21 protein-coding genes are annotated in these 20,000 nt (G+C 71.7%); all 21 read right to left on the bottom strand.

Annotated features, from left to right (window positions below; genetic code table 11):
• Window positions 1-143: 143 nt before the first annotated feature.
• Window positions 144-467, bottom strand: coding sequence for a DUF2469 domain-containing protein (locus tag AB0H12_RS05950; RefSeq protein WP_015104440.1), 324 nt, complete (start codon window positions 465-467; stop codon window positions 144-146).
• A complete protein-coding gene (locus AB0H12_RS05945) occupies window positions 467-1,261 on the bottom strand; it encodes a ribonuclease HII (RefSeq protein WP_499621157.1) in 795 nt (264 codons plus the stop codon). Before AB0H12_RS05945 ends, AB0H12_RS05950 begins: the two co-directional genes overlap by 1 nt.
• 9 nt (window positions 1,262-1,270) lie before the next feature.
• Window positions 1,271-2,173 (bottom strand): signal peptidase I, encoded by a 903-nt coding sequence (gene lepB, locus AB0H12_RS05940; RefSeq protein WP_499621156.1) that lies wholly within the window; start codon window positions 2,171-2,173, stop codon window positions 1,271-1,273.
• 16 nt (window positions 2,174-2,189) lie between these two features.
• On the bottom strand, window positions 2,190-3,092 hold the full coding sequence (lepB, locus tag AB0H12_RS05935) for a signal peptidase I (RefSeq protein WP_499621155.1): 903 nt from the start codon (window positions 3,090-3,092) through the stop codon (window positions 2,190-2,192).
• A 34-nt stretch (window positions 3,093-3,126) separates the two neighbouring features.
• Window positions 3,127-3,486 carry a 50S ribosomal protein L19 gene (gene rplS / locus AB0H12_RS05930; protein WP_499621153.1) on the bottom strand — a complete coding sequence of 120 codons (360 nt, stop codon included), beginning with the start codon at window positions 3,484-3,486 and terminating at the stop codon, window positions 3,127-3,129.
• A 165-nt stretch (window positions 3,487-3,651) separates the two neighbouring features.
• The gene (gene trmD / locus AB0H12_RS05925; protein ID WP_230567681.1) at window positions 3,652-4,398 is read right to left on the bottom strand and encodes a tRNA (guanosine(37)-N1)-methyltransferase TrmD; all 747 of its coding nucleotides are present in this window, start codon (window positions 4,396-4,398) and stop codon (window positions 3,652-3,654) included.
• Window positions 4,388-4,906: a ribosome maturation factor RimM gene (gene rimM, locus AB0H12_RS05920; protein ID WP_230567682.1), complete on the bottom strand. Its 519-nt coding sequence runs from the start codon at window positions 4,904-4,906 to the stop codon at window positions 4,388-4,390. The genes trmD and rimM overlap by 11 nt, the downstream gene beginning before the upstream one ends.
• Before the next feature lie 8 nt (window positions 4,907-4,914).
• Window positions 4,915-5,154: an RNA-binding protein gene (locus AB0H12_RS05915; RefSeq protein ID WP_015104447.1), complete on the bottom strand. Its 240-nt coding sequence runs from the start codon at window positions 5,152-5,154 to the stop codon at window positions 4,915-4,917.
• The gene (gene rpsP / locus AB0H12_RS05910; RefSeq protein WP_499621150.1) at window positions 5,151-5,603 is read right to left on the bottom strand and encodes a 30S ribosomal protein S16; all 453 of its coding nucleotides are present in this window, start codon (window positions 5,601-5,603) and stop codon (window positions 5,151-5,153) included. Before rpsP ends, AB0H12_RS05915 begins: the two co-directional genes overlap by 4 nt.
• A gap of 153 nt (window positions 5,604-5,756) precedes the next feature.
• The gene (locus AB0H12_RS05905; protein WP_499621149.1) at window positions 5,757-6,524 is read right to left on the bottom strand and encodes a LamB/YcsF family protein; all 768 of its coding nucleotides are present in this window, start codon (window positions 6,522-6,524) and stop codon (window positions 5,757-5,759) included.
• On the bottom strand, window positions 6,521-7,303 hold the full coding sequence (locus tag AB0H12_RS05900) for a CPBP family intramembrane glutamic endopeptidase (RefSeq protein ID WP_230567684.1): 783 nt from the start codon (window positions 7,301-7,303) through the stop codon (window positions 6,521-6,523). The genes AB0H12_RS05905 and AB0H12_RS05900 overlap by 4 nt, the downstream gene beginning before the upstream one ends.
• A 9-nt stretch (window positions 7,304-7,312) precedes the next feature.
• The gene (locus AB0H12_RS05895) at window positions 7,313-8,023 is read right to left on the bottom strand and encodes a CPBP family intramembrane glutamic endopeptidase (RefSeq protein ID WP_499621148.1); all 711 of its coding nucleotides are present in this window, start codon (window positions 8,021-8,023) and stop codon (window positions 7,313-7,315) included.
• 155 nt (window positions 8,024-8,178) lie between these two features.
• Window positions 8,179-9,255, bottom strand: a complete 1,077-nt coding sequence (locus AB0H12_RS05890) for an amidohydrolase family protein (RefSeq protein ID WP_499621146.1) — start codon at window positions 9,253-9,255, stop codon at window positions 8,179-8,181.
• Window positions 9,252-10,787, bottom strand: coding sequence for a signal recognition particle protein (ffh, locus tag AB0H12_RS05885; protein ID WP_498784882.1), 1,536 nt, complete (start codon window positions 10,785-10,787; stop codon window positions 9,252-9,254). Before ffh ends, AB0H12_RS05890 begins: the two co-directional genes overlap by 4 nt.
• 55 nt (window positions 10,788-10,842) lie before the next feature.
• Window positions 10,843-11,385, bottom strand: coding sequence for an AAA family ATPase (locus AB0H12_RS05880; protein ID WP_499621144.1), 543 nt, complete (start codon window positions 11,383-11,385; stop codon window positions 10,843-10,845).
• A 223-nt stretch (window positions 11,386-11,608) separates the two neighbouring features.
• Complete coding sequence (locus AB0H12_RS05875; protein WP_499621142.1) at window positions 11,609-13,963, bottom strand: [protein-PII] uridylyltransferase; 2,355 nt, start codon at window positions 13,961-13,963, stop codon at window positions 11,609-11,611.
• A 30-nt stretch (window positions 13,964-13,993) separates the two neighbouring features.
• Window positions 13,994-14,332, bottom strand: a complete 339-nt coding sequence (locus AB0H12_RS05870) for a P-II family nitrogen regulator (protein WP_230567690.1) — start codon at window positions 14,330-14,332, stop codon at window positions 13,994-13,996.
• A complete protein-coding gene (locus AB0H12_RS05865; protein ID WP_499621140.1) occupies window positions 14,329-15,672 on the bottom strand; it encodes an ammonium transporter in 1,344 nt (447 codons plus the stop codon). The genes AB0H12_RS05870 and AB0H12_RS05865 overlap by 4 nt, the downstream gene beginning before the upstream one ends.
• A 349-nt stretch (window positions 15,673-16,021) precedes the next feature.
• Window positions 16,022-17,557: an alpha/beta hydrolase gene (locus tag AB0H12_RS05860; RefSeq protein WP_499621138.1), complete on the bottom strand. Its 1,536-nt coding sequence runs from the start codon at window positions 17,555-17,557 to the stop codon at window positions 16,022-16,024.
• A gap of 124 nt (window positions 17,558-17,681) precedes the next feature.
• A complete protein-coding gene (gene alc, locus AB0H12_RS05855) occupies window positions 17,682-18,680 on the bottom strand; it encodes an allantoicase (RefSeq protein ID WP_499621137.1) in 999 nt (332 codons plus the stop codon).
• 24 nt (window positions 18,681-18,704) lie between these two features.
• Complete coding sequence (gene allB, locus AB0H12_RS05850; protein WP_499621135.1) at window positions 18,705-19,997, bottom strand: allantoinase AllB; 1,293 nt, start codon at window positions 19,995-19,997, stop codon at window positions 18,705-18,707.
• Between the last annotated feature and the right edge of the window lie 3 nt (window positions 19,998-20,000).

Genomic DNA, 20,000 nt, shown 5'->3' with positions numbered 1-20,000 from the left:
GGCCGGCGACGGGCAGTTCGCCGGCTGTGGACAACTTCAAGGGCTGTGGACAGCCGCCGGGGAAATGTCGGTGGCGCGTGGTAGCGGCCGGCAGACGCAAAGGGGCCCACCCTCACGGGCAGGCCCCTGCGACTTTGCGGGTATCAGGAGTTGAACGGGCCGTCCTCTGGCAGCCTGAGGTCGGGTTTGTCCAACTCCTCGACGTTGACGTCCTTGAAGGTGATGACGCGGACGTTCTTCACGAACCGGGCGGGGCGGTACATGTCCCACACCCAGGCGTCGGACATCCGCACCTCGAAGTAGACCTCGCCGTCCGCGTTGCGGACCTGCACGTCCACCGAGTTGGCCAGGTAGAACCGCCGCTCGGTCTCCACGACGAACGAGAACTGGCTGACGATGTCGCGGTACTCCTTGTACAGCGACAACTCCATCTCGGTCTCGTACTTCTCGAGATCCTCTGCACTCATTACGCCTCCGCGCGGGTAATCATCGAATCCGCGCCCCTCCTCGTCGCGAGCCTGCCACCGCTGGTCTGCGGGGTTGTCCCATTCTGGACCACGGCGCCCGCGACCACGCCGCGCGCCACCCGGTGCGGCGCCGCCAACCCGTGCCGGAGCGCCGCGGCGGCCACGTTCGCATACGACCAGCGGTGTTGCGCACTCGGGCCGTGCTCCACCAGCGCCGCCGAGTGCTCGGGGGTGCTGTAGCCCTTGTGCACGTCGAACCCGTAGACGGGCAGTTCCTCGTGCAGACCGGTCATGATCCGGTCCCGCGTGACCTTGGCCAGCACGGACGCCGCCGCGACGCACGCCGCCACCCGGTCACCCTTGACCACCGGCATGTTCGGCGCCGTGAGACCGGGCACCGGGAAGCCGTCCGTCAGGACGTACCCGGGGTGCGCCTCCAACCGCGCGACCGCGCGCCGCATGCCCTCGATGTTCGCCACGTGCACGCCGATCAGGTCGACCTCGGCGGCCGGGATCACGATCACCGCGCAGTCCAGCGCGCGCTTGAGCACCAGGTCGTACATCCGGTCCCGCGCGGCGGCGGTGAGCAGCTTCGAGTCGGTGAGCCCGTCGAACTTCGCCGCGTCACCGGGCTTGAGCACGCACGACGCCACGACGAGCGGGCCCGCGCAGGCGCCACGACCGGCCTCGTCGACGCCGGCCACCGGGCCGAACCCGCGCCGGTCCAACGCGGCCTCGAAGGCCCAGATCCCCGCGGTCTGCCGGACCTGGACGCGAGGCGGCTTGCGGATCACCCCTCGACCCTATCCCAGCCGTGAACCCCGGAACCGCGACCTCACCCGCTTGCCCAGCAGCAGCACCGGCCACGCCGCCGCGAGGCCGACACCGGCGGGCAGCGCGTCCTGCCACGCGGGCGCCCCGATGGCCACGACCTGCGGGTTGTGGTCGCCGACGCCCTGCCAGCGCGACGGCGGCAGCACGATCACCCGCGCCTTGCCCACCACGTTGTCCACCGGCACGAGACCGCCCTCGCGGCCGTCGCCCTGGCACCGCGAGTCGCACGAGTCGTTGCGGTTGTCGCCCATCACGAACAGGTAGCCCTCGGGGATCTTCAGCTCGGCGAACGACTCCTGCACCGTGCTGCGGCCCGGCGCCCAGTACACGTAGGGCTCGTCCAGCGGCTTGCCGTCGACCACGACCCGGTTGCGGTCGTCGCAGCACTGCACGGTCTGCCCGCCGACCGCGATGACCCGCTTGACGAAGTCCTCCTCGTTCGCCGCCGGGAACCCCATCAGCGAGCCGAGCCCTTGCAACGCCTTGACCAGCGGGTTCGTCGGCTCGGGCGCGACGAAGTCCTGGTTGATCCAGGTGTCGGGGCCGTGGAAGACCACGACCTCGCCCGGTTCGACCTCGGCGAAGTCGTAGACCAGCTTGTCGACCAGCACCCGGTCGCCGAAGCAGCCGTCGGAGCAGCCGTGCAGCGTCTGCTCCATCGACTCCGACGGGATCATGTAGACCTTCGCCAGGAACGACTGGATCAGCACCGCGAGCACCACCGCGACGCCGATCAGGATCGGCAGCTCTTTCCAGAACGAGCCCTTGCGCTTGGCCGTTTTGCGCGCGCGGGCACGCCACTGCTCGACCTTTTCCTCGTGCTCCGGTTCCCCCTCGTCGGAGGAGCCCCGGGACGACGCGACGTCCACCACCCGGTCAGCCTACCGATCAGGGCTGTGTGGCCCTGGTCAACCGCCTGCGGACCTTGCGGCCGAAGAACACCAGCGGCCACGCCGCGGCCAGGCCGGCGCCCGCCGGGATGGCGCTCTGCCACGCGGGCGCGCCGAGCGCGAGGGACTGCGGGTTGTGGTCGCCGATGCCCTGCCAGCGCGACGGCGGCAGCACGATGACCCGCGCCTTGCCGATGACGTTGTCCTCCGGCACGGTGCCCGCCACGCCGCCACCGCCCTGCTTGCGGGAGTCGGTGGAGTTCGTGCGGTTGTCACCCATCACCCAGAGGTGGCCTTCGGGGACCTTGACCGGCTCGAACGGGTCGTGGTTCTCCGGTGACGTGCCGGGCTGCCAGTAGATGTACGGCTCGTCCAGCGGCTTGCCGTCGACCTTCACGCGGTGCTGCTCGTCACAGCACTCGACGGTCTGCCCGCCGACCGCGATGACCCGCTTCACGAAGTCGCGCTCGTCCGGCGGCGCGAGGCCGACCAAGGAGGCCACCGACTGGATGCCTGCCACGATCGGGTTGTCCGACCGGCCGGAGTTGAAGTCGTTGTTGCCCCACGTCGCGGGGCCGCGGAAGACCACGACCTCGCCCGGTTCGATCTCGGTGAAGTCGTAGACCAGCTTGTCGACCAGCACCCGGTCGTTGTTGCACCCGGGGCAGCCGTGGAGTGTCTCCTCCATCGACTGCGACGGGATCACGTACACCCGCGCCAGGAACGTCTGGATCAGGATGGTGAGGACCAGGGCCGTAGCTCCGAGCACGAGGAGCTCGCGCCAGAGCGGGGGCTTCTTCTTGTCCTTCTTCGACTTGCCGCCCGCAGCCGAGTCCGGAGTGGACTCGACTGCGGGATCCTGACCGTCTTCGTCAGCGGAGCGGTGCACGGGATCTGCCACGTGGGCAGGCTACTGGTTCCGCGTGTGTCCGGCGTCAGGAGGCCGGTCGCGCCTCGCGCTTCTCCTTGATCTTGGCCGCCTTGCCGCGCAGGTCGCGCAGGTAGTACAGCTTCGCCCGGCGGACGTCGCCGCGGGAGGCGACCTCGATCTCGGCGATGTTCGGGGAGTGCACCGGGAAGGTGCGCTCGACGCCGACACCGAACGAGACCTTGCGGACGGTGAAGGTCTCACGGATGCCGCCGCCCTGGCGGCGGATCACGACGCCCTGGAACACCTGGACCCGCTCGCGGGAGCCCTCGATGACGCGGACGTGGACCTTCAGCGTGTCGCCCGGCCGGAAGCTGGGGATGTCGGAGCGCAGCGACTGGGCGTCAAGAGCGTCCAGGGTGTTCATCGGTGGTCCGTCCTCGTCCTCACGTGTATTGCGTACTCCCCCGGGGCGCGGCCGAACTCAAGTCACACACGCGCGGGGGCGGGCCTAGCGCACGCCGGATGAGTTGAACCGGGTGCAGCAACCTGTCCAGTGTGCCAGACGAGGGGCGGCGGCACGAAATCGCCCCTAGTCCAGCCCTCGGTCCAGCTCGTCGAGCAGCTTGCGGTCGTGCTTGTCGAGCGCACCTTCGGGGAGGGCCTCGAGCAGTTCGGGGCGGCGTTCGCGGGTGCGGCGCAGCGACTGGTCGCGCCGCCAGCGGTCGATCGCCTTGTGGTTGCCCGAGCGCAGGACCTCCGGCACGGCGAGGTCGCGCCACACCTCGGGCCGGGTGTAGCTGGGGCCTTCCAGCAGGCCGTCGGAGAACGAGTCCTCGGCGGCCGACTTCGGGTTGCCGAGCACGCCGGGCAGGAGGCGGACGACGGCCTCGACCACCACCAGCACCGCCACCTCGCCGCCGACGAGCACGTAGTCGCCGATGGAGACCTCGTCCACGCGCATCCGGCGCGACGCGTCGTCCACGACGCGCTGGTCGATGCCCTCGTACCGGCCGCAGGCGAACACCAGGTGCTCCTCCGCGGCCAGGTCGTGCGCCAACCGCTGGGTGAACGGCCGACCGGCCGGCGTCGGCACGATCAGGCGGGTGGCCGGGGTGACGACGTCGTCCAGCGCCTCGCCCCACACCTGGGGCTTCATCACCATGCCCGGACCGCCGCCGTACGGGCTGTCGTCGACGGCCTTGTGCACGTCGTGCGTCCAGTTCCGCAGGTCGTGCACGCCGACGCTGATCAGACCCTTGTCGATCGCCTTGCCGAGCAGGGCGGCGCGGAGCGGGTCCAGGTACTCCGGGAAGATCGTGACGACGTCAATCCGCATCGAGGAGGCCCTCGGGCGGGTCCAGCAGGACGCGCTTGCCCGCGAGGTCCACCGTGGGCACGATCTCGCGCACGAACGGGATCAGGGCCTCGTCGCCGTTCTCGCGCTTGACCACGAGCAGCTCGCCGCCCGGCCCGTGCACGACCTCCAGCACGGTGCCGATCCTCGTGCCGTCCGCGAGCTCGGCGGTCAGGCCTTCGAGCTCGTGGTCGTAGAACTCGTCCGGGTCACCGGTCGGCGGCAGGTCCTCGGTGCTCGCGAGCAGCAAGGTGCCGCGCAGCGTCTCGGCGACGTCACGGGTCAGCACTTCCTCGAAACGCACCAGCAGCCGCCCGGAGTGGTTCCGGGCGGCTGCGACGGTGAGGTTGCGGGAGGTGCCGTCGCGCAGTTTGGCGGTCAGCACCGAGCCCGGCGCGAACCGGGTCTCGGGTGAGTCCGTGCGCACGTCGACCGCGAGCTCGCCGCTGATCCCGTGCGCCTTGGCCACTCGGCCGACGACGACGTCCATGTGCGCGTTCAGCGGTCGGTGTCGACCACGTCGACGCGCACGCCACGACCACCGATGCCGGCCATCACGGTGCGCAGGGCGGTCGCGGTGCGACCGCTGCGGCCGATCACCTTGCCGAGGTCGTCCGGGTGGACGTGCACCTCGAGCGTGCGACCGCGGCGGGTCGTGACCAGGTTCACCCGGACGTCGTCCGGGTGGTCGACGATGCCCCGAACGAGGTGTTCGAGAGCGTCAGCCAACAAGCTCACGCCTCGTCCTTGGCAGCCTCGGGAGCGGCCTCGGTCTCAGCCTTCTTGGCGTCGTCCTTCTTGGCCGACTTCTTCTTCGGGGTGGTCGCCTCGGTGGACGGCGCGTCGCCCGCGGCGGCCAGCGCGGCGGCGAACAGCTCCGCCTTGCTGGTCTTGGGCTCCTTGACCTTCAGCGTGCCCTCGGCGCCCGGGAGGCCCTTGAACTTCTGCCAGTCACCGGTGATCTCGAGCAGGCGCTGGACCGACTCGGTCGGCTGCGCGCCGACGCCCAGCCAGTACTGCGCGCGGTCGGTGTCCACCGCGATGAACGACGGCTCTTCCTTCGGGTGGTACTTGCCGATCGTCTCGATGGCCTTGCCGTTGCGGCGGGTGCGGGCATCGGCGACGACGATCCGGTAGTACGGCTGACGGATCTTGCCAAGCCGCTGAAGCTTGATCTTGACGGCCACGGGTGTGGGTGCTCCTCGTGCTCTCGTGTGCTCAGGTGCGGGCAGTCCTCACCCGAGTGGGGCACGGGTGGTGAAAGCCCAGGTGTCTGGGGCGCCATGGCACGGTGAGAGGGACCGACCTCGGCGAACAACCGACCATTCTGCCAGACGGGTCTACCGGACCACGAATCGGGCCACGGGGACGCCCGCGTCGGCCAACGCCGCACGGATCTTCGTCGCGTGCTCCACCGCGCCCGGCGTGTCGCCGTGCAGGCAGATGGAGTCGACCTCCGCCTTGAGCACGGCGCCGTCCGTCGCGATCAGCTCACCCCGCTCGGCGAGCCGGAGCACCTGCGCCAGCACGGCGTCCGCGCTGGTCAGGACGGCGTTCGGGGCGGTGCGCGGCACCAGGGTGGCCTCGGGCGTGTACGCGCGGTCGGCGAACGCCTCCCGCACCGGGCGCAGGCCCGCCCGTTCGGCGTGGTGGAGCAGGCGCGAGCCGGGCAGCCCGAGGACGGGCAGGTCGCCGAACGCCTTCACACCGTCCACCACGGCCCGGGCCTGCCGGTCGTGGTGCACCGCGGCGTTGTAGAGCGCGCCGTGCGGCTTGACGTACTCGACCGACGTCCCGGCCGCCCTGGCGCACGCGTCCAGCGCCCCGATCTGGTACAGCACCTCGTCGGCCAGCTCGGCCGGGTCCGCGTCGATGAACCGGCGGCCGAAGCCCGCCAGGTCGCGGTAGGAGACCTGCGCGCCGACCGCCACGCCCGCGTCCGCCGCCTGGCGGCACACCCGGCGCATGGTCGACGGGTCGCCGGCGTGGAAGCCGCAGGCCACGTTCGCGCTGGTCACGATGCCGAGCAGGGCTTCGTCGTCGCCGAGGCGCCAGATGCCGAAGCCCTCGCCGAGGTCGCTGTTGAGGTCGATCGCGCGGGTGCTCACGCGGGCATCACCCCGATGGAGACGAGGAGCAGGGTCAGGCCGGGCAGGAAGTTGTTGATCACGTGCGCCACCACGCTCGCGGTGAGCCTGCGGGTGATGAGGCGGGCGATGCCGATGGGCAGCGCGATGACGATGAGCAACGACGTCCGCAGCGGTTCCAGGTGACTGGCCGCGAAGATCAGCGTGGTCAGCACGAACGCCGCCCACCGGCTCCAGCGCTGCCGCTCGATCGCGCCCCACAGCAGGCCCCGGTAGATCACTTCCTCGCACACCGGGCCCAGGAAGCACACGTAGAGGAACATCGCCACGGCGGCGGCCAGGGGCAGCCCCGCGCCGTCCACCAGCTCGCCGATCGCGGACGTGGCGTTCTTGTCGCCGACCACCCTCGACCAGATCACCGCGGCCACGTAGGTGAGCACCAGGCCGAGCGCGCCCAGCTTGAGCCCGACCTTGACGTCCGCCCAGTCCCAGGCGAGCCGGAGGTCCTGGAACGGGCCGTTGCCGCGCAGGTAGGTGATGGTGACCGCGACCGCCGCGGCCAGCACCGTCGGCACGATGGACCCGATCAGGACGAAGCTCACCGACGAGCCGATGTCCGTGCCCGAGGTGCGGGCCACCGCCGTGATGAACACCGCGCTGAGCACGAACACCGCTTCGACGAGCAGGAACGCGCCGAAGCCCCACCGCTGGCCCGCGTGCACCGCTTCGGGCTCCCGTCCCACCGCGCGGACGCTGGCGATCAGCCCCGGGGGCGGTTCATCCGGTCGTGTCACAGCCATCCACCCTAGTCAGCCAGTGTAGAGGTAGACGGCGGGCAGCAGGTTGTTCGTCGCGTGGGCCACCACGCTGGAGGCCACCCGGCCGGTGATCATGCGGGCCGCGCCGATGGCCAGCCCCTGCGCGAACAGGCTGAGCACGCGCCAGCTCTCCTCGTGCAGGAACGCGAAGACGACGGCGGTCAGCGCCAGGATCGCGATCCTGGGTATCCGGTAGTGGGCCAGCGCCTGCCACAGCGCTCCCCTGGTGAGCAGTTCCTCGGTCAGCGGCGCGCCGAGGAAGACGAACAGCGCCGCGGCGGCCAGCCAGACCGTCCGGCCGCCGGAGAGCGCTTCGATCTCGTCGAGCGAGCCGGACCGGTCCGGGTTGATGCGCAGCAGCAGCGCGCCGATGAGCCAGGCGGCCAGCAGCGCCGCGCCGCCGGCGGCCAAGCCGACCTTCAGGTCCCGGAGGGTGGGCACCAGGCCGAAGTCCTTGTTGGGCCCGTTGCCCCGGTACCAGGAGATGACGACGGGACCGAGGCCGAGCAGGACGTTGGGCAGGAAGACCAGCAGCAGGAGCGGGCCGAGCACCGGGGGGTCGGTGACGTCCACCTCGGCGAAGCGGTCGGCCGTGGCGGCGGTGAAGGCGAGGATGGCGAGGTGGTAGCCGCCGAGCCCGGTGAAGAACGCCAGGAAGCCCCAGTGCGCGCGGCCGGTGTCCTGGTCCTGCTGTTCCTCCACTCGTCCGAACGTAGTGGTCCGGTGGGGCGGAGTGCTGCCCGAGGCCGTTCAAGATCACCCTGACGGCGGCAGCACTCACCACGGGTGGCGGAAGAACTCCTCGCCACCCGTCCCCATCGCGGACTTCCTACCGCCGCCGACCGGGCGCCGCGAGGTCAGGCGTGGATCCGGCCGCGCAGCATGACCAGCTTCGGGTGCCGCAGGGCGTCGAGGTCCTCACGCGGGTCGTCCTCGTAGACCACGACGTCGGCCGCGGCGCCCTCGGTCAGCGACGGGAAGCCGAGCCACTCGCGGGCGGCCCAGGACGCCGCGCCGAGGGCCTGGGTGGTGCTCAGGCCGACCCCGTGCAGCGCCTTGATCTCGTCCACGATCCGGCCGTGCTCGATGCCGCCGCCCGCGTCCGTGCCCGCGAACACCGGCACGCCCGCCTCGACCGCCTTCGCGATGGTCTCGGTGTTGCGCTCGTACAGGTGCCGCATGTGGCCCTGGTAGACCGGGTACTTGTCCGCGCCGGCCGCGATGTCCGGGAAGTTCTCGATGTTGATCAACGTCGGCACCAGCGCGGTCCCGTTGCGGGCCATCTGCGCGATCGTGTCGTCGGTCAGGCCCGTGCCGTGCTCGATGCAGTCGATGCCCGCGTTGAGCAGGGCGGGCAGGGCGTCCTCGCCGAAGACGTGCGCGGTGACCCTGGCCTTGTTCTCGTGCGCGACCTTGATCGCCTCGGTGAGCACGTCCTCGGTCCACAGGGGCGCGAGGTCGCCGGTGGAGCGGTCGATCCAGTCGCCGACCAGCTTCACCCAGCCGTCGCCGGCGGCGACCTGCTCGGCCACGGCGGACGGCAGGTCGGCCGGGTCCTCGATCTCGACGCCCAGGTACTTGATGTACCGCTTGGGCCTGGCCAGGTGCCTGCCCGCGCGGATGATCCGGGGCAGGTCGAGGCGCTCCTGCAGCGGTCGCGTGTCCAGCGGCGAGCCGCAGTCGCGGATGAGCAGCGTGCCCGTCCGCCGGTCGGCGAGGGCTTGGTCGACCGCCTCGGGCAGGTCGACCGCGCCCCTGGCGCCCAGGCCGACGTGGCAGTGCGCGTCGACCAGGCCCGGCACCAGGTAGCCGCCGCTGCTGACGGTGGTCGCGCCGGGCACCGGCCGGGTGCGGATCCGCCCGTTGACCACCCAGACGTCCTGCGGGTCGCCACCCTCGGGGAGGACGACGCCCCGCAGGTGCAGGCCGCTCACTTGTCGAACTTCAGCTTCGACGGGTCGAAGCCGGGCGGGAGCTGGTCGAAGCCGCCGAGACCGGGAGGCAGCGCGGGACCGCCGCCCTGGGGAGGCATGCCGGGCATCATCCCGGGCATGCCGGGGAACCCACCGCGCACCTTCGGCGGCGTCGGGCCGCGACCCTTCCCCTTCTTCCCCTTCTTGCCCTTGCCCTTGCGGTTGTTCTTGCCGCCACCGCCGGGCAGGCCGAAGCGGCCGGCCATCTGGCTCATCATCTTGCGCGCCTCGAAGAAGCGGTTGACCAGGTCGTTCACGTCGCTGACCCGGACGCCCGAGCCGTTGGCGATGCGCAGCCGGCGGGACGCGTTGATGATCTTCGGGTCGTCGCGCTCGGCCGGGGTCATGCCCCGGATGATCGCCTGCACCCGGTCCAGGTGCCGCTCGTCGAGGTTGGCCAGCTGGTCCTTCATCTGGCCCGCGCCGGGCAGCATGCCGAGCAGGTTCGCGATCGGGCCCATCTTGCGCAGGGCCAGCATCTGCTCCAGGAAGTCCTCGAGCGTGAGCTGGCCGGAGCCCATCTTGACCGCGGCGGCCTCGGCCTGGTCGGCGTCGAACGCCTGCTCGGCCTGCTCGATGAGGGTGAGCATGTCGCCCATGCCCAGGATCCGGCTCGCCATCCGGTCCGGGTGGAAGACGTCGAAGTCCTCCAGCTTCTCGCCGTTCGAGGCGAACAGGATGGGCTGGCCGGTGACCTCGCGGACGCTGAGCGCGGCGCCACCGCGGGCGTCGCCGTCGAGCTTGGTGAGCACCACGCCGGTGAAGCCGACGCCGTCCCGGAACGCCGTGGCGGTGTTCACCGCGTCCTGGCCGATCATCGCGTCGACCACGAACAGCACCTCGTCGGGCTGCACGGCGGCGCGGATGTCGACGGCCTGGCGCATCATCTCCTCGTCCACGCCGAGGCGGCCCGCGGTGTCGACCAGCACGATGTCGTGCTGCGCCCGCTTGGCCTCCTCGATGCCCTTGCGGGCCACGTCGACCGGGTCGCCCACGCCGTTGCCGGGCTCGGGCGCGAACACGGGCACGCCCGCGCGCTCGCCGACCACCTGCAGCTGGGTCACCGCGTTGGGGCGCTGGAGGTCGCACGCCACCAGCATCGGGGTGTGGCCCTGGCCCTTGAGCCACTTGGCGAGCTTGCCCGCCAGGGTGGTCTTACCGGCGCCCTGCAGACCCGCGAGCATGATCACGCTGGGCGGGTTCTTGGCCAGGTTCAGCCTGCGGGTCTCCCCGCCGAGGATGCCGACCAGCTCCTCGTTGACGATCTTGACGACCTGCTGGGCCGGGTTCAGGGCCTGGCTGACCTCGGCGCCCTTGGCGCGCTCCTTGACCTTCGCGATGAACGTGCGCACCACGGGCAGCGCGACGTCGGCCTCCAGCAGCGCGACCCGGATCTCGCGCGCGGTCGCGTCGATGTCGGCCTCGGACAGCCGCCCCTTGCCCCGCAGGTTCTGCAGGACCGAGGTGAGCCGGTCGGAAAGGGTGTTGAACACGATGCCGCCAGACCTCGCACGTCGTCGGTGGGTTCCTCGTACTCAGGGTAGCCGTTCACGCCGGCGTCACCGACAGGCGCAGGTGGTCACGACGGGTCAGCAGGGTCAGGCCCTGCCAGCCGCGCGGCGGCACGCCCTCGGCGAACCGGGCGCGCAGCCTGGCCGCGCGGCGCACGTGCCGGGCGAACGACCGCGACCGGATCAGCCTGCCCCGCGCCACCTGGCCGGACAGGGCCTGCTCCGGGCTCGCGTCCAGCCACAGGAAGTGCCTGGGCCGGTTGGTCAGCACGCCGACGGCGACGAGGCCGGCGCGGGTGGTCGGGCGGGTGGACGGCTCGTGCACGAGCAGCAGGCCGCTCGTGGTGATCGCGAACCACACGATCCGGGCGCGGTGCACGAAGTGCACCAACGGGCGGTAGAGCCGGTACGGCAGGGACTTGGGGAAGAAGGCCCGGAGGCTGGTCCGCACCTGGTCGGAATCCAGCACGACGGTGGGCGCGCCGCCCGCGTCGGCGGCGGCGAGCAGCGTCGACTTACCCGCTCCCGGCAGTCCGGCCAGCACGACCAGCGAGCGCGGCCTCACGGCGACAGCGGTCATCGCATCCATACTAAAGAGACGTTTCGGACGACCACGAGTTCCGGGCGTGATCGAGAGCGGCCCAACCCCTCGACAGGCCGCTCCCGACCACGCGGTGGCGCTGACCCCGCCGGCGCCCCCCGGCCGCGCGGTCCCCCGTGCCACGGGGAGAAGCCTCTCCCGGCACGGGGGTCCGCCGGCAGCGTGAGCACCCTCGGTCGGTTGTGCGTAGACCTACGCAACCTCAGCGCGCGGCGAGCAGCACGGCGCGCTCGATCCGCCGCCGCTGGTCGCCGTTCCCGCCTTCGGGCGAGGTGATGGCGAACGAGTCCACCACCGTGGAGCCCAATGTGGACACCCGCGCCCAGACGATGTCCACTCCGGACTGCTCCAACGCGTCCGCGACGTGGTGCAGCAGCCCGATCCGGTCCGCCGCGCGCAGTTCCAGCACCACCGCGCCGGTCGACTCGTCGTCGAACCAGAGCACCTTCGGCGGCGGCGGGTCCTGCGGCGGGCCGCCGTAGTCGCGTTCCTTCGCGGCGAGCTTGTCCGCCAGCGCGAGGGAGCCGTCCAGCGCCCTGGTGAGCTGCTCGCGCAGCAGGGTCACGTCCGGCAGGGAGCCGAACCTGGGCGACACGGTGAACACGTCCACGGCCGCGCCCTCGTGGGAACGCAGGGTGGCGGCGTGCACTTCCAGGGAGTTCAGCGCGAGCACGCCCGCCGCCCGGGACAGCAGCCCCGGCCGGTCGGGCGCGACCACCGTCACGGTGGCCGCGTGGTCGCCCGGGTCGACGAGCACGTCCGGTTTGCCGCTGGCCAGCACGGCCCGCGCGAGGTCCTGCTGGCGCTGGTCCAACGGCTCCGGCTCGGGCAGCGGGTCGCCCGCCATCGCCGTGCGGCAGCGCGCGACCAGGTCCCTGATCAGCGAGGCCTTCCAGTCCGACCACACGCCCGGCCCGGTGGCCACGGCGTCTGCCTCGGCCAGCGCGTAGAGCAGCTCCAGCAGCACGGGGTCGCCGCCGAGCGTGTCCACCACGCGGCGCACGGTGGCCTCGTCCTCCACGTCACGGCGGGTCGCCGTGTGCGGCAGCAGGAGGTGGTGGCGCACCAGCGCGGTGAGCGTGGCCACGTCCTGCGGCCACAGGCCGAGCCGCTCGGCGATCTGCGTGGTGATCGCCGCGCCGACCTCGGAGTGGTCGGCCTGCCTGCCCTTGCCGATGTCGTGCACCAGCGTGCCGAGCAGCAGCAGGTCCGGCCGGGAGACCCTCGTCACCAGGCGTGCGGCGTGCGCGGTGGCCTGCACCAGGTGCCGGTCGACGGTCCAGGTGTGCGCCGCGTCGCGCGGCGGCAGGTCCCGCACCGCGCCCCACTCGGGGAAGAGCCTGCCCCACAGGCCGGTGCGGTCCAGCGCCTCGACCACGTCGATCAGGCCCACCCCGGTGCCGAGCAGGGCCAGCAGTTCCTCGCGGGCCTCCTTCGGCCAGGGTTGGCGCAGCTCCGGGGCCGAGTCGGCGAGCTTGGCCAACGTGCCCGGGGCGATCGGGTGCTTGCTGCGTGCGGCGGCCGTGGCGACGCGCAGCAGCAGGGCGGGGTCGCGGCTGGGCACGGCGTCACGCGCCAACGCCACCTCGGAGCCGTGCAGCACGACGCCCTCGTCCAGCGGTCGTCTGGCCGGGGCCCGCCTGAGCGGGGAACGGGCGAACACGCCCAACCCGCGCTTAGGGACGGCAGCGCGCGCTGTGCGCATGGCCACGTCCACGGCGTAGACGATCGTGCGTGCGGCGGACGACATCGAACGGGCCAGCGTGAAGCGGTCCTGCAGGCCCAACGCGGTGGCGACCTCGTCGCCGTCCTGCGCGCGGAGCACGTCACGCGGCTTGCCCGCCACCCGGCGCAGCTCGGTGCGCACGTCCAGCAGCAGCTTGCGGGCCTCGTTGACCTCGGCCGACGGCCGATCGGTCAGCTGCGCCGCGCTCAACGCGTCCAGCAGCGTCACGTCGCGCAGCCCTCCGCGGCCGTGCTTGAGGTCCGGCTCGACGCGGTGCGCGATCTCCCCGCTGCGCGCCCACCGCCGCGACGCCGACTCGGCCATCTCGTCCAGCCTCGTGCGCACCCCCGTGCGCCACGCCTGCCGGGCGCTGTCGGTCAGCCGTCGGCTGACCTCCTGGTCGCCCGCGATGTGGCGGATGTCCAGCAGCCCCAACGCGGTGCGCAGGTCACCGGCGGCGACGCGCAGCGCCTCGCCGACCGTGCGCACCGAGTGGTCGAGGCCGATGCCCGAGTTCCACAGCGGGTACCAGAGCTTCTCGGCGATCCCGTCCACGCCCTTGTGCCCGTTGTGCACCAGGAGCAGGTCGAGATCGGAATAGGGCACCAGCTCCCGCCTGCCCAGACCCCCCACGGCGACCAGTGCGACCCCACTGCCCGGTCCGCCGACGCCCGACAGCGAGGCGTGCGCGGTGAGCCAGAACTCGTGCAGGTCCACCAGCGCCTCGCGCAGCGACTCCCCCGTCAAACGGCGCCGACCTGGCGCGAGCAGCCGATCGCGTGCTCGCACCAGGTCGTCAGCCGTGACGACGGCCGCCTCGGCGTTGTCCATACGGCCGTCTCCCATTCCTACTTCGGATCCCTATAGGGCATCCGAGCCGCGCTCCCCGGTGCGGACCCGGATGACGGTGTCGACCGGCGTCACCCAGACCTTCCCGTCACCGATCTTGCCGGTGCGCGCGGCCTCCACGACGGCGTCGAGGACCTTCTCCACGGCGGTGTCGTCCACCAGCACCTCGATGCGGAGCTTGGGCACGAAGTCCACGGCGTACTCGGCGCCGCGGTAGACCTCGGTGTGGCCCTTCTGCCTGCCGTACCCCTGGACCTCGCTGACGGTCATGCCCAGCACGCCCAGCTGCTCCAGGGACGCCTTCACGTCGTCCAGGGTGAAGGGCTTGATGATCGCGGTGACCAACTTCATGACTTGTTGCTCCCCTCGAGGACCGCAGTGGCGCCGGCGGCGACACTGGGCTTGCTGCCGCCACGGGCGCCGATGCCGCTGCCGAACTCGTACGCGGTCTCCGCGTGCTCGGCCTCGTCGATGCCGGCGACCTCGGCCTCCTCGTCGGCGCGGAAGCCGACGGTGAGCTTGACCAGGTAGCCGAGGACGAGGCTCAGCACGAACGAGTACGCGAGCACGGCCAGCGCGCCGACGACCTGCCGCCACAGCTGGTCGACACCGCCGCCGTAGAAGAGGCCGTCGATGCCCGCCGGGGCGGAGGAGCTGGCGAAGAAGCCGATCAGAATGGTGCCGGAGAGGCCACCGACCAGGTGCACGCCCACCACGTCGAGCGAGTCGTCGAAGCCGAAGCGGTACTTCAGGCTGACCGCCAGGGCGCACAGGGCGCCGGTGATCGCGCCGATCGCGATGGCGCCGAGCGGGGTGACCGACGAGCAGGCCGGGGTGATGGCGACGAGACCCGCGACGACGCCGGACGCGGCGCCGAGCGTGGTGGCGTTGCCGTCGCGGACGCGCTCCACGAGCAGCCAGCCGAGCATCGCGGCGGCGGTGGCGACCAGGGTGTTGACGAAGGTGACGCCGGCGGTCGCGTTCGCGCCGAGGGCGGAGCCCGCGTTGAAGCCGAACCAGCCGAACCACAGCAGACCCGCGCCCAGCACGACCAGCGGCAGGCTGTGCGGCTTCATCCGGTCCTTCGGCCAACCGACGCGCTTGCCGAGGACGAGCGCCAGCGCGAGGCCCGCCGCACCGGCGTTGATGTGGACCGCCGTGCCGCCCGCGAAGTCGATGGCGAGCAGCTTGTTGGCGATCCAGCCGCCCGCGTCGACGACGTTGCCGTCAGCGTCCTTGCCGTCGAAGTCGAACACCCAGTGCGCGACCGGGAAGTACACGAGCACGGCCCACAGGCCGGCGAACAGCAGCCACGGCCCGAAGCGCGCCCGGTCGGCGATCGCGCCGGAGATCAGCGCCACCGTGATGATGGCGAACATCGCCTGGAACGCGACGAAGACGGTGGTCGGGATGGTCCCCGACAACGACTCCTTGCCGAGCAGGCCGTCGAGGCCGAAGAACTCGAACGGCTTGCCGAGCAGACCGGCGCCGACATCGGTGCCGAACGCCATCGAATAGCCGACCAGCACCCAGAGCACACCGACCACGGCGATTGCGCCCAGGCTCATCATCATCATGTTGAGCACACTCTTCGACCGGACCATGCCCCCGTAGAAGAAGGCAAGTCCCGGCGTCATCAACAGCACCAGTGCGGCACTGGTGAGCACCCAGGCGGTGTCCCCTGTATCCACGTCGACCTCCACTGCACGTCGGTTGCAGGGAGCATCGGTATGTCCTGTTTCACGCGGTTGCGCCTCAGGTTTCGTGCAGGTGAACTGTCCCACCCCTGGTGTTACAGGCACGTTTCGCGGGGTTGAAGCAAGCAGTTCCGCCCGCAACCAGGCCGGGTCGCCGCGAGATTTGCGGTGACGGACCGTGCGAGCACGACTCGCCTTTGCGGTGGTTCGTGTGATCCCGCGCAATGCCCTGACGACGCTGGGTCACCAACGGTCGGGCGCCGTGCCACGTGGTCGCGGCCGAGCCTGCCAGACCGGCCGGCGCCGCCCCCGCCGGGTGGTGGTGGCGGCGCCGTGCCGACCCCTACTTCAGCCAGCCCGGGATGGCCGCGGTCGGGCCCGCCGGGACGGGCTTGGCGTCCGGCGACGCGACCGACTGCGGCGCGGGCTCGACGGCCGCGCACCGCGCACCCGGACGCGGCGTCTTCAGGTTGAGCAGGTAGTCGTCCGTCGCGCCGCGGGTGCAGTCGCTGCGGTCGTAGACGCCGTGGCCCCAGCCCTCGTAGGTCAGCAGGACCGTGGTGTCGCGGCTCTGCCGGTGCGCGTTGACGGCCCACTCGTACCCGGTGGCGGGGTCGTGCAGCGCGTTCAGCATCAGGATCTTCGGCGCGTCCTTGATCTTGAGCCGGTGCTGCGGGTTGTTCACCCGCTCCGGCAGGCCGACGCAGCCCGCCACGGCGGTGTGCCCGAGCGACGAGCCGCGCATGTGCGGCGCGAGCTGACGGGCGCGGTCGACCAGGGCGGAGAACTGGCGGTGGTCCTTGACCCGGATCGCCCAGTCCTGGCAGAACACGGCCGGGAACGGGTTGCGCGCGGTCTCCTCCGCCGCGAAGGACGTCGCCCGCGTGCCCGCGCCGAGCTCGACCAGGAACTCCGACAGCCGCTGCCAGTCCGGGCCGTAGAACGCGCCGAACGCGACGCCGATGATGTCGTCCGCGGTCACCTTGCGGTCCGGCTCGAGCGGATCGGCGATCTCGCCCCGGTCGGCGCGGGCCAGCAGGTCGTCCCACACCTCCGCCACGTCCCTGCCGTGCAGGGCGCACGACTCGGTGCGGTCGCACCACGCCACGAACTCGCGGAACGAGTCCTCGGCGGTCGCGGCCTCGGTCTCGGTGAACCGCCACGTGCCGAGGCTGTGGTCCATGTTGGAGTCGATCACCATGGCGCGGATGTTCCGCCCGAACTCCTCGGCGTACTGCTGGCCGATGAGGGTGCCGTAGGACAGGCCGTAGTAGTTGATCTTGCGCTCGCCGAGGGCCTTGCGCAGCGCGTCGACGTCCTTGACGACCGCGCCGGTGTCGACGTGGTCGTAGATCGGACCGCTGTGCTCGCGGCAGTCGGCGGCCAGCTCGCGGTTGTACGCGGCGAGCCGGTCGAACTCCCGCTGGTCGGCCGGGTGGGTCGACGGCTGGGCGCGCAGCACCTCGACCGAGCACCGCACCGGCCGGCTGCGGGCGACGCCACGCGGGTCGAACCCGATGATGTCGAAGCGCTGCTGCACCTCCGGGCTGAAGTAGCCGTCCGCCCCCAGGGCGAAGTTCACGCCCGAGCCGCCCGGACCGCCCGGGTTGACGACCATGACCCCGATGCGCTTGGCGGGGTCGGTGGCCTTGCGACGGGCCACGGCCAGGTCGAACTTCTCGCCGCCCGGGTTCGCCCAGTCGATCGGCAGGCTCAGCGTGCCGCACTCCACCTCGGCCAGTTCCGGGCACGGCTGCCAGTCGATCCCGCCCGCGCCGCGCGCCGCCGGCTCCGTTTCGGCCGACGCCACCGATGTCGTCCCCGCTGCGAGCGCCAACGCGGTGGCGACACCGCCGAGCGCCCTGATGATCGGTCGCACAGGTTCCTCCCTAGTTCCTGTTCACCCAATCGGGTTTTCGCAGGCTTCCAGGGCGGCCGAACGCACCACAACCGACTGAAGTCGCACCAACAATCAGCCCATGGGCTGACAACTTCGACGCCTTTCAGCGCAAGTCCTGGTAGCGCTGGGTGATCACCCTGAGACCGTGAGCGGTCAACCGGCCGAACAGCCGCAGCCGCGCCATCCCGCCGTCCGGGTAGATGTCGAGCCGCGCGTGGGTGGCCTCGGCGGCGTCCTCGACGCGGAAGCGGTGCCGGGTGTCGGGCTGGAGCCGGGTGCGTGGCAGCACGTCGAACTCCGCGCCGGTGCGCGCGTCGCGGGCCCGGACCGACGCCCAGCCCGGCGCGTTGCCCTTGAAGTGGCTGGTGTCCAGCTCCGCGAGCCGGATGACGCCCGGCGCGGCCAGCTCGACCTCGACCCAGTCGTTGCCGTCGTCACGCCGGCGGGCGGTTTCCCAGCCCTCGCCCATGACCGTGGCCTGACCGGGCGCGATGAGGTTGCCCGGGTCGCTGTAGAACATGTTGCTGCACCCCGTGACCGACGCGCCGTTCTCCAGCGCGGCCAGGTCCAGCGCGTCCGGCACGATCAGGTCGGGGTCGGCCACCGGCGTGCCGTGCACGCGCAGCCTGGCCACCCCGCCGTCCGGGTGGATGGTGAGCCGGACGTGCGTGTAGCGGCGGCGCGCGGACACGTCGAAGTAGTGCTTGCGGTCGCCCCCCAGCGGCGACTTGGGCACCAAGGTCTCCCAGCCGGCCAGTTCGCCGGGCGCCGGGTAGCCCGTGGCGGAGGTGGCCTCGACCGACGCGAACGGCGGGTAGTTGCCCTTGAAGAACGCGGTGTCGACCACGACGCCCTTGATCACGCCCGGCAGGCCGAGCCGGACGATCGCCCGGTCCTCGCCGCTCTCCCGGCGGCGGCGGGTCTCCCACCCGTCGTAGACCTGGCCTTTGTGCCCGAACGTGTAGGTCTGGTACTCCGGCTCGGCCTTGCGGATCAGGTTCTCGCGTTCGGCGAAGAACTCGTCGTTGGCCCACATCACGCTGCCGCCGACCGCGCGGCAGGCCAAGTCGGGCAGTCGGGTCCAGCCGGGTGCTTCCGTCATGCGGCTCCTCTGTCGGTCCTCGGCTCAGCCGTGGTGGCTCAGCAGCCGGCCGCGCGGCCGGTCGTCGATCGGCTGACCGCGCAGCCACGTCTGCCGCACCACGCCCGCCAGCGGACGGCCGTGGTAGGGCGTGACGGGGTTGCGGTGGCGCAGCGCGGCGCGGTCCACGACGAACGCGTCGTCCGGCGCGAACACGCAGAAGTCGGCGTCCGCGCCGGGCGCGATGCGGCCCTTCGCCCCCAGCCCGACCAGGTCGGCCGGGTTGGTCGCCATCCACCGGACCACGTCGGTCAGCGCGTGCCCCCGCTGCCGGGCCTGGGTCCACACCGCCGACAGGCCCAGCTGCAGGCTCGCGATACCGCCCCACGCGGTGGCGAAGTCGCCCTGCTTCAGCTCCGGGGTGCACGGCGAGTGGTCGGTGACGACGAGGTCGATCAGGTCCTCGCGCAACGCGCGCCAGAGCTGCTCGCGGTTGGCCGCGTCACGGATCGGCGGGCAGCACTTGAACTCCGTGGCGGTGTCGCCGATCTCCTCCGCGACGAACGTCAGGTAGTGCGGGCACGTCTCGGCGGTCAGCCGCAGCCCGAGGTCCTTGGCGATCCGCACCTGCCGCACGGCCTCGCCGCTGGACAGGTGCAGCACGTGCAGCCTGGCCCCGGTCTCGTTGGCCAGGTCGACCACGGTGGTGATGGCGTGCTGCTCGGCCCGGTGCGGTCGGGAGTCGAGGAAGGCGCGGTAGCCGGGACCGGAGTCGGTGACCTCGAGCGGGTCCTCGGCGTGCACGATCGTCAGGGCGTCACGTCCGCGCAGCCTCAGCAGGGCCGCCCTCAGCTCGTCCTCGGTGACGTGCGGGAACTCGTCCACGCCCGAGTGGATCAGGAAGCACTTGAAGCCGAACACGCCGGCGTCGTGCAGCTCCTCCAGGTCGTCCAGGTTCGTCGGCACGATGCCGCCCCAGAACCCGACGTCGACGTGCGCCTGGTCGCGCGCCGCCTCCCGCTTGGCCTTCAGGGCGGCCACCGTGGTCGTCGGCGGCACGCTGTTGAGCGGCATGTCGATGATCGTGGTGACGCCGCCGGCCGCCGCCGCCCTGGTCGCGGTCTCGAAGCCCTCCCAGTCGCTGCGGCCCGGGTCGTTCACGTGGACGTGCGTGTCGACCAGGCCGGGCAGGAGGACTTCGTCGTCGGCGAGCGTCACGACGGTCCCGGCGTCCAGGTGGTCGGCCACCTCGACGATCCGACCGTCCGCGACGCCGACGTCGGCACGGCGTTCGCCGTCCGGCGTGATCACTCGGGCAGCGCGTAGCACCAGGTCCATGCA

It is taken from the genome of Actinosynnema sp. NPDC023794 (assembly GCF_040639675.1).
In the GTDB taxonomy this organism is placed as follows: domain Bacteria; phylum Actinomycetota; class Actinomycetes; order Mycobacteriales; family Pseudonocardiaceae; genus Actinosynnema; species Actinosynnema luteola.
Note: the sequence above shows the minus strand (reverse complement) of the source record. Positions and strands in the feature narration are given on the sequence as shown.